This is a genomic window from uncultured Dialister sp., from assembly GCF_937959425.1.
Classification (GTDB): domain Bacteria; phylum Bacillota; class Negativicutes; order Veillonellales; family Dialisteraceae; genus Dialister.
Genome location: NZ_CALGPS010000050.1, coordinates 1 through 13,341 on the forward strand (window position 1 = coordinate 1; position 13,341 = coordinate 13,341).

Here is a 13,341-nt window from a genome sequence, read left to right on the forward strand (position 1 = left end):
TACGGTTCTGTGAGGGGCGGACAGAGTAATCTGATTCCGTCTACTCGACTGACACGGCCTTCGGCCGTGAAGGTTCTGGTGGGCGCCTTTAAAAAAAGAGAAGGCGCCAGTTTGTATAAAATTGATTTAGTGTGCTGGTCGGAGTCAATGTCGGCGGGAACCGAGATTCTTCGCTTCGCTCAGATTGACGAGCGGGCGGGAAGGCAAGCACGTAACGCTGACTTCATACTCATCGCCGAAGGCGATACCACAACCCTCAGACGCGGAGCGTCTGTCAAACCTGAGAACCTTAAGAACCCTCGGGGCCGTAGGCCCCGTCAACCTTCCCCTCTGAACCCTTTGAACCCTTTGGCCCTGCCCCTTGAGCGGCAGCGAACACAACCTTTCTACACAACCTGCGGCGCAGCCGCGCCCCTTCTGCCCCGGAGGGCATAAAATTCAAATCAATTCCTTAGCGCCGGAGAGTCTTCTTTCCGTCTCCGAAACCAGTTCTTCTACGATTTCTTCCACCGGCTGGATTCTTGTGAGGTGGGTGAGGGACATGCCGGCAAGGACGAAGCCGTTTTCCGTGTCTCCTTCCACCGCCCCTTTCCTTGTGGTGCCGGTGGCCAGGGCGATGAGTTCTTCCAGCGGGGCGCCGCTGTATTCGGCTTTCAGGTATTTTTCAGAGAAGGCATTCTTAATGCCTCTCACGCTGTCTCCTGTGGTGAAGCCGGTGACGGTGGAGTCTGTATCCTTTGCCTTGATGATGGCTTCTTTGGCTTTGGGGTGGAGGCGGCATTCTTCGGCAAGGAGGAAGCGGGTGCCCATCTGCACGCCGGAGGCGCCCATGATGAGGGCGGCGGCAATGCCTCTTCCATCTACGATGCCGCCGGCAGCGACTACGGGGATTTCAATGTCCGGCAGTACGTTTTCCAGAAGGGCCATGAGGGTGAGCTTTCCGTCGTGGCCGCCGGCTTCCATGCCTTCTACTACCAGGGCGTCGGCGCCGGCATCCTGTACCCGTTTGGCCAGTTTCACATTGGGCACCACGGGAATGCATTTCACGCCGGCATGGTGGAGGTCGTCAAACCAGGGCACCGGGTTTCCGGCACCCAGGGTGACGAAGGGGACTTTTTCATCGCAGATGACCTGGGCTACATCGTCTTTGTTGGGGGCCTGGAGCATGAGGTTTACGCCGTAGATGCCTTTGGGGCCCAGAATGTCCTTGGCCCGGCGGACATTGTCCCTTACCTCGTCGGTGGTAAAACCGCCGGAGCCGATGACGCCGGCGCAGCCTGCATGGGCCATGGCGGCGGCCAGGACGCCGTCGGAAATGTAGGCCATGCCGCCCTGGATGATGGGGTAATCAATGGATAATAGTTCTGTCAGTTTTGTTTTCCATGCCATAATGATTCCTCCTGTTTTGGAAATCTATGTTTCTGCCCTTATTATATCCGTTTTTGGTGGGGATGGCAGGTTTATATGAGAAAATATTTCCCTGTTGTTCAGGAAAAAATCATACAGAAAAATCATAGGAAGTGACAGCAATATGAGTATTCTATATCAAACTTTTGACAGTTGACCCATGCATCTTCTTTCAACCCCGATTTTATGGATTTTTTTACATTTTCTATCCGAGGGAAAAGAGGGGCATGAAATTTTATTGGTATACTTTTTGAATATAGAGTATGCATATTACAGGAATTTTGGATAGATGTTGTAGTATTAATGCCGGCGTGATATACTGTAAAAGGAAAGACTTGACATGATTCCGCACTTTTTAATGGATGGAAGTGATATGGTTGAAAGAAGATTCTTTAATGATGCTCCTCCTGCCTGAAATGATGGCAGAGGCCCAGGAGCGGTATGAGATTCTTCGGCAGATTCATGACACGGGACCGGTGGGAAGGCATCTTCTGGCTATGCAGACGAAGCTTTCCGAAAATGTGGTCCGCAGACACATTGAAAAAATGGAAGAGGCAGGTCTTCTTTTTATGCGTCCTTCCGGCATGAGCCTCACTACCAAGGGAGAATCGCTGATTGAGCCGTTGGCTCCCTATTTCCAGAAAAGTCCGGCGCTTTCGGACATGGAAAAAAAGCTGCAGGGTATTCTTTCCATGGAAAGGGTTATCGTGGTGAGAGGGGATTCCGATGAATCCTTAGAGGTGAGAAATGAAATCAGCCAGGAGGCAGCGCTGGTCCTTCTTCGTATCATTCGGGACGGATTTGTTATTGCCGTAGGAGGCGGTCCGGTGACTGCCGGTATGGCGGAAGCTCTTCCGCCGCTCCATATGAAGGGGGATGTGATCCCTGCCCGCGGGGGCTTCGGAAACCGGGTGGAATACCTGCCTAATTTCGTGGCGGCTCGTATGGCGGAAAAGCTGGGCGGAGAGTATCACATCATTCATATCCCCGACGGTCTGAGTCCTGAGCTTTTCCTGAAAGTGAAAAATGAGCTTCCCCAGCTTCGGGAAGTGGAAAAGCTGATTGGTCAAACGAATATCCTGGTTACCGGAGTGGATGTGCCGCAGGACCGGTCCAAGTGGCTGGAAATCCCTAAGGATGTGAGGGAAAGGCTTGTAAAGGAAAAGGCATCCGGCGAAGCCCTGGGCTTTTATGCCGACATTCATGGGAAAATCCTTTACCGCCTTTACAACGCCGGCATTTCCAGGGAGGATATTTCCTCCATTCCCCATGTATTGATCGCTGCCGGCGGCAGGCACAAGGGGGATGCCATTCTGGCCATGGCCAGAGCCGGAGTCCGGGGGACACTGATTACCGATGAAGGGGCAGGAAAAGAAATCATAAAGGGTATAAGTGAAGGCAGGTAAGCCATACATGCTTTCACAGGTACATAGTCAAACACAGGAGGGTACTCACATTATGACAAAAGTAGGTATTAACGGATTTGGCAGAATCGGCAGACTGGTATTCCGCGGCATGCTGGACAGGGATGATCTGGACGTAGTGGCCATCAATAACCCCAGCGGTGTGGAGACTGCTGCTTATCTCCTGAAGTATGATTCCGTACACGGCCGTCTGGGCAAGAAGGTGGAAATCGACGGAGACGACCTGATCATTGAAGGGAAAAGGGTCCATGTTTTCCATGACCGGGATCCGGAACACCTGGACTGGAGTGCCTATGGCGTGGAAATCGTGGTAGAATCCACAGGCAAACTGAAGGATAAGGTCAGCGCCGGCAAGCATATCAAAGGCACAGTAAAGAAAGTCATCATTACCGCTCCCGGCAAGGATGACGATGCCACCATTGTCATGGGGGTCAATGAAGACACCTATGATCCGGAAAAGGATAATATCATTTCCAACGCATCCTGCACCACCAACTGCCTGGCGCCGGTGGTGAAGGTACTCCATGAAAAGTTCCATATCAAACGGGGCCTTATGACTACAGTCCATTCCTACACCAATGACCAGGCCATTCTGGAAAAGGCCCACAAGAAGGACCCCAGAAGAGGCAGGGCGGCTGCTGAAAATATTATCCCCACCTCCACCGGTGCTGCCAAAGCCATCGGCATTGTCATTCCGGAACTGAAGGGCAAACTGAACGGCCTGGCTATCCGCGTTCCAACTCCTGATGTTTCCCTGGTGGACCTGGTGGTAGAACTTTCCAAGACTGTCACTAAGGAAGAAGTGAATGCAGCCCTCAAGGAAGCTTCCGAAGGAGAACTGAAGGGCATCCTGGCCTACACCGACGAACCGCTGGTATCCAGCGATTTCCTCACCACCGACGTAAGCTCCACGGTGGACAGCCTCCTCACCATGGTGATGGAAGGAAACCTTGTCAAAGTCATTGCCTGGTACGACAATGAATGGGGATATTCCATGAGAATTATCGACCTTGTTAAGTACGTAGCTTCGAAAGGACTTTGATTATGAATAAACAGACCGTATATGATTTGAAACCGGAAGGGAAAACAGTGTATGTCCGGGTGGACTATAATGTGCCCCATGATAAGGACGGCCATATTCTTGATGACCGCCGCATCAGGGCGACCATTCCCACTATCCGCTATCTCCTGGACCATGGAGCAGCGGTGGTGCTGGCAAGTCATATGGGGCGGCCCAAGGGAGCCGTAGTGAAGGATCTGTCCCTGGCACCGGCTGCTAAAAGGCTGTCCGAAATCCTGAATCAGGAAGTGCTTTTCTCCGATGACTGCGTAGGAGAAAAGGCTTCTGCCATGAAGAAGAGCTTAAAGCCGGGACAGGTGCTCCTTCTGGAAAATCTCCGTTTCCATAAAGAAGAAGAAAAGAATGATCCTGCCTTTGCTAAAGCTTTGGCCGATGGATGCGATCTGGCAGTGAACGATGCCTTCGGCGTATCCCACCGCACCCATGCCTCCGTGGTAGGTGTTGGCAGGCTTATGCCCATGGTATCCGGCCTTCTCTTGAAGAAGGAAATCGATTTCCTGGACGGTGTCATCGAACATCCGGAAAGACCTTTTGCAGCCATCATCGGCGGCGCTAAAATCAGCGACAAAATCCAGGTCATTGCCAACCTTATGGAAAAGGCGGATGTCATCCTTATCGGCGGCGGCATGGCCAATACCTTCGTAGCGGCCCAGGGCTATGACATGGGCCAGTCCCTGCAGGATAGAGACCGCTTCGACCTGGCAAGAAACCTGATGAAGAAAGCCCATGAAATGGGTTCGGAAATCATGCTCCCCGTGGATTTCATGGCCGGCGACTCCTTCTCTGAAAACGCAAAGACGAAAGTGCTCTCTGCTTCCGAATTCAAGAGCCCCTGGATGGCGCTGGATATCGGACCCAAGACCATTGAGCTTTACGTGGAAACACTGAAAAAGATGAAAACCGTAGTCTGGAACGGTCCTATGGGCGTATTTGAAATGAAACCCTTTGCCAAAGGCACCTTTGCCATTGCAGAAGCCATGGCAGACCTTGATGCTACCACCGTCATTGGCGGCGGCGAATCCGCTTCCGTGGTGGACCAGCTGGGCATTGAAGATAAATTCTCCCACGTATCCACCGGCGGCGGTGCCTCCCTGGAAATGCTGGAAGGCATGGTTCTTCCCGGCGTGGCAGTTCTGGCGGATAAGGAGTGATTCTGTTTGAGGAAAACCCTGATTGCAGGAAACTGGAAAATGAACCTCACCGTCACCGAGGCGGAATCATTCTTCAAATCCTTCAAGATACAGAAAAAGGAAGGGGTGGAACTTCTCTTCTGTCCGCCCTTCACCGACATTCCCATTACCCGCTTCTTTTTGGAACGGTCATCCATTCTCTGGGGCGCCCAGAACGTGTATCCCGAGGACAAGGGCGCCTTCACCGGCGAAATTTCCGCTCCCATGCTGAAGGACCTGGGCTGCAGCTATGTCATCTGCGGCCATTCCGAAAGACGGCAGATCCTGGGTGAAAGCGATGAATTGGTGGCCCGCAAGGTAAAAGCCGTACTTTCCCATGACATGATTCCCATCCTCTGCGTAGGGGAAACGGGGGAGGAAAGAAAGGAAGGCCAGACGGAAGAGAGAATCGGAAGTGAAATCCGAACCGCCCTCTTCGAACTTTCCAAAGAAGAGGCGGCCAAAGTGGTCATTGCCTATGAACCGATCTGGGCCATCGGATCCGGAAAGGCAGCCACTCCCGAAGATGCGGAGGAAATCGCATCCTTCATCCGTAAGACCGTGAAAGAAACGGCAGGTAAAAAAGCGTCCGAAGAAGTCCGCATCCTTTACGGCGGCTCCGTGAACGGAGACAATATTTCCCATTTCCTGAAACAGAAAGACATCGACGGTGCCCTCATCGGAGGCGCCAGCCTGAAGCCTGAAACCATGATTGATATTTACAGCAAAGCCTGATACATAGGAGGAATAAAGCATGGCAGCAATTACCGATTTACATGCAAGAGAAATTCTGGATTCCCGGGGAAACCCCACAGTTGAAGTAGAAATGACACTGGAAGACGGCACCTTTGCCAGAGCCGCCGTTCCCTCCGGTGCCTCCACCGGCATGTTTGAAGCCACCGAACTCCGTGACGGCGACAAGAGCCGCTACAACGGAAAAGGCGTCCTGAAAGCGGTAAACAATGTGAACAGCGAAATCGCTGATGCCGTGCTTGGCTGGGACGCCAGCGACCAGAGAGGCTTGGACCATATCCTCATCAACTTGGACGGCACGGAAAACAAGAGCCGCCTTGGTGCCAATGCCATTCTGGGCGTATCCCTGGCAGCTGCCCATGCAGCAGCCGCTTCCGCCGGCCTTCCCCTCTACCAGTACCTGGGCGGCGTCAATGCCCATAACCTGCCGGTACCTATGATGAACATCATGAATGGCGGCGCCCACGCAGACAACAACGTGGACATCCAGGAAAGCATGATCATGCCCGTAGGCGCTCCCAGCTTCCGCGAAGGTCTGCGCATGTGCGCTGAAATCTACCATGCCCTGAAGGACGTACTGAAGAAAAAAGGCCTCTCCACCGCTGTCGGTGACGAAGGAGGCTATGCACCGGACCTTCCTTCCAACGAAGCAGCCATGGAAGTCATCTGCGAAGCCATCGAAAAAGCAGGCTACACCGCAGGCAAAGACGTAGTCCTTGCCACCGACGTGGCAGCCTCCGAACTCCTGGCAGGCGACGGCCTCTACCACCTGGCAGGAGACCATGCCGCTAAAACCGCCGATGAAATGATTGCCTTCTACGAAAAACTCATCGACGACTACCCCATTATCTCCATTGAAGACGGACTGGGTGAAGAAGACTGGGAAGGCTGGAAGAAACTCACCGATGCCCTGGGCAAAAAAGTCCAGCTCGTAGGGGACGACCTCTTCGTAACCAACACCAAACGCCTCTCCAAAGGCATCCACATGGGCGTGGCCAACTCCATCCTCATCAAACTGAACCAGATCGGTACACTCACCGAAACCTTCGAAGCCGTGCAGATGGCCCAGAGATGCGGCTACACCGCCGTCATCTCCCACCGCAGCGGTGAAACTGCCGACACCACCATTGCCGACGTGGCAGTAGCCCTGAACGCAGGCCAGATCAAGACCGGCGCCCCCGGACGTACGGAAAGAGTGGCCAAGTACAACCAGCTCCTCCGCATTGAAGAAGACCTGGACGCCGACTCCTTCTACGGCAGCAGCGCACTCACCCACAGAATGAAACGGTTTGAATAATAGAAATAATAGAAATACAGAGAAAACCCCGGCGGCCTGCCGGGGTTTTTCTCTGGCAGCGGACAATTCGTCGAGTCATGCTTAGCAGGACTTAAGCGGCGGGAGGAGAAGCGTAACGTAAAGTTTCTTTTTCAGAAAGGAGCTGGGCGAAGCCCTGAGGAACACTGGAAGATAGCTCCAAGCCACTATGAGACATCTTAGGCCCCGATGGGGCCTCGGCCTTTCTGCGAAAGGCCGCTATCATCCGTTGCCTGCGGCGACACCGTCGGGCATTAAGGTGTTCGCTTTATGTGCAGGCTATACTCAAATATTAGCCCGACTTGGAAGTCCTCTGCAGGACTCCCATCTTCCAGAGGAAGAAGGCTTTTGCACTTCGTCATGTACCCTTGGTGACACAAAAGGTATTCCCGTAACGCTTACTTCATAATCATTGCCGCCGCAGGCGGCAATCCACAACCCTCGGCCCACAGGGCCGTCAAACCTAAGAACCCTCCGGCCATAGGCCGGTCAAACTTGAGAACCTTTGCAACCACAACCTGCGGCGTCAGCCGCCACCACAACCCTCAGCAGCGGAGCTGCTGTCAAACCTAAGAACCCTTGCGCCCCAAGGGCGCATCCATCTTAAGAACCTTTCCCCATCCCTTTGAACCCTCTGCTTCATATGGTATAATGATTGGAGCGATTATGAACCCATTTATCATTGGACTTAAAGGAGCGATAGAATGAGCAAAGTATTTGTAACAGGACATAAATCTCCGGACACCGACAGCATTGCTGCTGCTATTTCCTATTCCTATCTGAAGAGACAGCTGGGAATGGACGCTGTGGCTGCCAGGGCGGGGGAACCGAATAAGGAAACGAAGTTTGCCCTTGATTATTTCAAGGTGGAAGCACCGGTCCTTCTGACCAATGTGGCAAGAAAGAGCGAAGAAGATGAAAAGACAAAACTGATTCTTGTGGACCACAATGAATCCAAACAGTGCGTGGACGGCATTAAGGATGCAGAAGTGCTGGAACTCATCGACCATCACCGCCTGGGCGATTTTGAAACGGAAAGCCCCATTTTCATCCTTATCCGTCCCGTAGGCTGCGTGAACACCGTGATTTACGGTCTCTATAAACAGAATGGCGTGAAGCCTTCCAAAGAAGTGGCAGGCATGATGCTCTCCGCCATTATTTCCGACACCGTCCTCTTCCGTTCTCCCACCTGCACGGAAGAAGATAAAAAGGCTGTGAAGGAACTGGCTGAAATCGCCGGCGTGGATTATGAAAAGTACGGCATGGACATGCTGAAGGCCGGCGCTGATATTTCCGACTACCCCGCAGAAAAACTGGCTCACAACGATACCAAGGAATTTGAAGCCGGCGGCAAAACCTTCTCCTGCGGACAGATTTCCGTGATGGACGTAGAACCGATCAATGCCAAGAAGGCGGATATCATGAAGGCTCTGGAAGCCACAAAGGCAGAAAAGAACTACGAAGCCTCCTACCTCATGGTAACTAATATCCTCACTGAAGACACTTACCTCTGGTTCACAGAAGGCGCAGAAGCAGCCGCTGAAAAAGCATTCGGCAAAAAGGCGGAAAACGGCATGGTTTACCTGCCGAAGGTCATGTCCCGTAAAAAACAGGTGGCTCCGTTCCTCTTGAAGGTTTATGGAGAATAATGAAATCCCGGAAATCGGCGGTATACGCTGATTTCCGGGGAAGCGCTGATTAAATCACTGTCTGCTTTTATTCTTATAAAAGCAGACTCTATGAATGAATCAGTGCTTCCCTGGAAGAACTCATACATGACTCTGTCATATATGAGTTCTTCTTTTTTAGCCAGCCACTAGCTACTAGCCACTAGCCACTAGCTCACCAGCCATTAGCTCACTAGCCCACTGCTCACTAACCAACTAACTCACTAACAAACAAAGGAGTAAGAATGACAGACTTTTTACATACATTGAACGACCGCCAGCTGGAGGCGGTGAAACAGGTGGAAGGCCCGGTACTGATTATGGCCGGCGCCGGTTCCGGCAAGACGAAGGCTCTCACCTGCCGCATTGCCTACATGCTTTCCCTGGGTATCCGTCCCGGAGAGATTCTGGCCATTACGTTTACCAATAAGGCGGCCAAGGAGATGCGGGACCGGGTCCACGGTCTGGTAGGACCGGCGGCGGACAGGATCTGGATGTATACCTTCCATTCCTTCGGCGCCCGTTTCCTGCGCCGGGAAATCAACAATTATCCGCCTTACAACGACAAGTTCACCATTTATGATTCCGATGATTCCAAGCAGCTGGTGAAGAATGTGCTGAAGGAGCTGAATCTGGATGACAAGCAGTTCCAGCCCCGGGTTATCCAGAGCGCCATTTCCTCGGCAAAGAATAAACTCCTGAGCCCGAAGGCTTTCCGCCAGCAGGCAGGGACGAATTTCTACAATCTGAAGGTGGCGGATGTGTATGATCTTTATGATAAACACATGAAGCAGAATAACGCCCTTGATTTCGACGACCTTCTCTTTATTACCACCGCCCTTCTGGCCAATGAAACCATCCGGAAGCGCTGGCAGGACCGTTTCCACTACATCCTCATCGACGAATACCAGGACACGAACCATGCCCAGTACCTTATGGCGAAGTACATTGCAGGGAGCCTGCAGAATATCTGCGCCGTAGGGGATGCGGACCAGAGCATCTATTCCTGGCGCGGGGCGGACCTTCGGAATATCATGGATTTCAAGTCCGACTATCCCAAGGCGAAGATTATCAAGCTGGAACAGAATTACCGCTCCACCCAGACCATTCTGGACGCTGCCAATGCGGTGATTGAGAATAACCCGGACCGGCCGTCCAAGAAGCTCTGGACTGAGCAGCGGGGCGGCGCCCACCTGAAGTGGTACACCGCCATGGACGAGCACAATGAAGCGGAATTCATTGTGAATACCATGAAGAAAAAGCATGATGAAGACCATGAGCCCTATGGAAATATGGCGGTGCTCTACCGCATGAACGCCCAGTCCCGGGTACTGGAAGAAACGCTGGTGAAGCGGGGCATCGGCTACACCATGGTAGGGGGCACCAGGTTCTATGACCGGGCGGAAATCAGGGACATTATGGCTTACCTTAAAGTTATCAACAATTTCCGGGACAACATCAGCCTTACCCGTATTATCAATGTGCCCAAGCGGGGTATCGGCGCCACTACGGTGCAGAAGCTCACAGACTATGCCAATGCCGGGGACATGTCCATGTTTGAAGGCATTATGGCGGTGGAAGGATCTTCCATTTCCGCCTCCGCCCAGCTGAAGCTCCAGAATTTCAGCGCCATGATTTTTGATTTCCTGAATGCTTCCACGGAAATGAATATTTTCGACCTGATCCAGAAAATCCTGACCGACACGAAGTACCTGGTGCAGCTGCAGGAAAGCGATGATCCCCAGGCCCAGAGCAGGGAAGAAAACCTGGGCGAACTTCTTTCCGTAGCCAAGGATTTCATTACCACCCATCCCGGCGAGGGACTGGCGGAATTCCTGGAACAGGTGGCCCTGGTGAACGATGTGGACGGCTATGAGGAAACAGACGACAAGGTGACCCTGATGACCATGCACAGCGCCAAGGGACTGGAATTCCCCATCGTATTCCTGCCCGGCATGGACGAAGGCATTTTCCCCGGCGTCCGCTCCCTCATGGAAGAATCCAGGCTGGAAGAGGAAAGGCGTCTCTGCTACGTAGCCATTACCAGAGCCAAGAAGGAACTTTACCTCTGCAATGCCCATATGCGTACCATGTACGGCCAGATGAAGCCCTACGCAGCCAGCCGCTTCCTGGAAGAAATCCCACCGGACCTTATGGACAGGGTAGGGGAAGACAGAAAGAAGGAAACCATCAAGAGTGCCGGCCGCTGGCATAATGAAAGCAGAAGCCGCTATGCCCTCTCCGACTCCGCCGTGGTGAACAAGCCCAAAAAGGCGGCGGTAAAAGTCCGCTATGACTGGCAGGTGGGAGACACCGCTGTCCATAACCTCTGGGGCAAGGGCAAAGTGGTGGCTGTCATGGGAAATGACAAGAATATGATGATCAAAGTGGATTTCCAGGGAAAGGTGCGCCAGCTCATGGTGTCCTATGCTCCTATCAGAAAAGAAGAATAGAGGAAAAACTATGGCATCGGAAGAAATCATAAAGAAGGTACAGGAGCTCCGGAAGGAAATCCGCCATCACAGCTACCTGTACTATGTAAAGGATGCGCCGGAAATTACGGACTATGAATTCGACCATCTCTACCGTCAGCTGGTGGATTTGGAAAAGGAATATCCCGAACTGGTGACCCCCGACTCTCCTACCCAGCGGGTAGGGGGCAAGGCATCCGACGACTTTGGCAAAGTCCGTTTCCGGAAACCTATGCTGAGCCTTGCCAACGCCTTCAGCGCCGATGAACTCCGGGACTTTGACCGCCGGGTAAAGGAAGGGCTGGGCGTCACTTCCGTGGAATACATTACGGAACTTAAAATCGACGGCCTCTCCATGAACCTTATCTACGAAAACGGCAGCCTGGTGCAGGGCCTTACCCGGGGCGACGGAAGGGTAGGGGAAGACGTGACGGCCAACGTGAAGACCATCCACACCATCCCCCTTTATATCGAAAACGCGCCGCCCTACATGGAAGTGAGGGGCGAAGTGTACATGCCGAGGAAAAGCTTCATCGCCCTTAACGAAGAAAGGGACGAAGCAGGCCTCATGCCCTTTGCCAACTGCAGAAACGCCGCAGCCGGTTCCCTTCGCCAGCTGGACCCCCACGTCACCGCCTCCCGTAACCTGGCCTTCTTTGCCTATGCCTTAGGCGACATCCAGGGACTGGAAATCCACTCCCAGGAAGAACTCTTGAAGCAGCTGGAAGCATTCCATTTCCAGGTGAACCCGAACTACCGGAAATGGGACTCCATCGAAGGGGTCATCAAAGGGGTCAATGATTGGGAAGTGAAGCGCCACGACCTGGGCTATGACACCGATGGTATGGTCATCAAAGTGAATGATTTTTCCCAGCAGAATCAACTGGGGGCTACGGTGAAAGATCCCAAGTGGGCGATGGCTTATAAGTACCCGCCGGAAGAAGCGGAAACGAAAGTGGAACGAATCATCGTCACCATGGGCCGCACCGGCGTCCTCACCCCCTCCGCCGACCTCACCCCTGTCCACCTGGCCGGCACCACGGTGAAGCGGGCCACCCTCCACAACATGGATTTCATCCATGAAAAGGACATCCGCGTAGGGGACCACGTCATGATTTACAAAGCAGGGGAAATCATTCCTGAAATTTCCACAGTCCTCAAGAATAAACGCACGGGGAAAGAAGAAATCTTCGAAATGCCGGCTGCCTGCCCTATCTGCGGAGAGCCGGTGCACCGCATCGAAGGAGAAGCGGCCTACCGCTGCACCAATCCAAACTGCGGCGGCGTGGTCCGTGAAAAACTGATCCACTTCGCCTCAAGGGACGCCATGGACATCGAAGGCATGGGCCCCTCAGTGGTGGACGGCCTCCTGGCCGTCCGGCTGGCAGAAGACCCCGGCGATCTGTACCGTTTGAAACAGGAAGACCTGGAACAGATGGAGCGCATGGGCGAAAAAAGCGCCTCCAACCTGGCAGCTGCCATTAATGACAGCAAAGGAAGAGGCCTGGCCAAACTCCTCTTCGGTCTGGGCATCCGATTCCTGGGCGCCAAGGGCGCCGAACTCGTCACCGCCCGCTTCCACACCATGGACGCCCTCATCGCCGCCTCCGCCGAAGAAATCCAGGAAACCGAAGGCATAGGCAAAGTCATTGCCAAAAGCCTTTACGACTACCTCCATGATGTAAAGAACCTGGCAGTTATCAACAAACTCAAAGATGCCGGCGTCCTCATGGAAGAAGTCAAAGAAACCCCTGCCGGCCAGGCCTTCGCCGGAGAAATGGTGGTTCTCACAGGAAAACTCTCCGCCATGGGAAGAAGAGAAGCAGGAGAACTCATCAAACAGCAGGGCGGAGACACCCAGTCCTCCATTACCAACAAAACCACCCTGGTGGTGGCAGGAGAGGATGCAGGGAGCAAACTGGAAAAGGCCAGAGCGAAGAATATCCCCGTCATTAATGAAGAAGAATTTCTGAGAAGAGCAGGGGTAGAAGGATAGACGAGAGGGTGTAAAATTCCTTGTGTAAATTAGATTCCTATTAATAAACATGACATTT

At 53.1% G+C, this 13,341-nt stretch carries 9 protein-coding genes; 8 read left to right on the forward strand and 1 reads right to left on the reverse strand.

Annotated features, from left to right (window positions below):
• Nucleotides 1-438: 438 nt before the first annotated feature.
• Nucleotides 439-1,389 (reverse strand): nitronate monooxygenase, encoded by a 951-nt coding sequence (locus tag Q0482_RS02205; RefSeq protein ID WP_299142785.1) that lies wholly within the window; start codon nucleotides 1,387-1,389, stop codon nucleotides 439-441.
• 395 nt (nucleotides 1,390-1,784) lie between these two features.
• Between Q0482_RS02205 and Q0482_RS02210 the strand changes: the two genes are divergently transcribed.
• From Q0482_RS02210 to ligA, 8 genes are all read left to right on the forward strand, one after another.
• Nucleotides 1,785-2,813 carry a sugar-binding domain-containing protein gene (locus Q0482_RS02210; protein WP_299142788.1) on the forward strand — a complete coding sequence of 343 codons (1,029 nt, stop codon included), beginning with the start codon at nucleotides 1,785-1,787 and terminating at the stop codon, nucleotides 2,811-2,813.
• A 52-nt stretch (nucleotides 2,814-2,865) separates the two neighbouring features.
• Nucleotides 2,866-3,873: a type I glyceraldehyde-3-phosphate dehydrogenase gene (gene gap, locus Q0482_RS02215; RefSeq protein ID WP_299142790.1), complete on the forward strand. Its 1,008-nt coding sequence runs from the start codon at nucleotides 2,866-2,868 to the stop codon at nucleotides 3,871-3,873.
• 2 nt (nucleotides 3,874-3,875) lie between these two features.
• Nucleotides 3,876-5,063 carry a phosphoglycerate kinase gene (locus Q0482_RS02220; RefSeq protein WP_299142793.1) on the forward strand — a complete coding sequence of 396 codons (1,188 nt, stop codon included), beginning with the start codon at nucleotides 3,876-3,878 and terminating at the stop codon, nucleotides 5,061-5,063.
• Nucleotides 5,064-5,069: 6 nt separating this feature from the next.
• Nucleotides 5,070-5,816, forward strand: coding sequence for a triose-phosphate isomerase (gene tpiA, locus Q0482_RS02225; protein WP_299142795.1), 747 nt, complete (start codon nucleotides 5,070-5,072; stop codon nucleotides 5,814-5,816).
• Nucleotides 5,817-5,835: 19 nt separating this feature from the next.
• Complete coding sequence (gene eno / locus Q0482_RS02230; protein ID WP_299142798.1) at nucleotides 5,836-7,131, forward strand: phosphopyruvate hydratase; 1,296 nt, start codon at nucleotides 5,836-5,838, stop codon at nucleotides 7,129-7,131.
• A gap of 722 nt (nucleotides 7,132-7,853) precedes the next feature.
• Complete coding sequence (locus tag Q0482_RS02235; RefSeq protein WP_291056957.1) at nucleotides 7,854-8,798, forward strand: manganese-dependent inorganic pyrophosphatase; 945 nt, start codon at nucleotides 7,854-7,856, stop codon at nucleotides 8,796-8,798.
• A 263-nt stretch (nucleotides 8,799-9,061) separates the two neighbouring features.
• The gene (pcrA, locus tag Q0482_RS02240; RefSeq protein WP_299142802.1) at nucleotides 9,062-11,269 is read left to right on the forward strand and encodes a DNA helicase PcrA; all 2,208 of its coding nucleotides are present in this window, start codon (nucleotides 9,062-9,064) and stop codon (nucleotides 11,267-11,269) included.
• A 10-nt stretch (nucleotides 11,270-11,279) separates the two neighbouring features.
• Nucleotides 11,280-13,283: an NAD-dependent DNA ligase LigA gene (ligA, locus tag Q0482_RS02245; RefSeq protein WP_299142805.1), complete on the forward strand. Its 2,004-nt coding sequence runs from the start codon at nucleotides 11,280-11,282 to the stop codon at nucleotides 13,281-13,283.
• The last annotated feature ends 58 nt before the right edge of the window (nucleotides 13,284-13,341 follow it).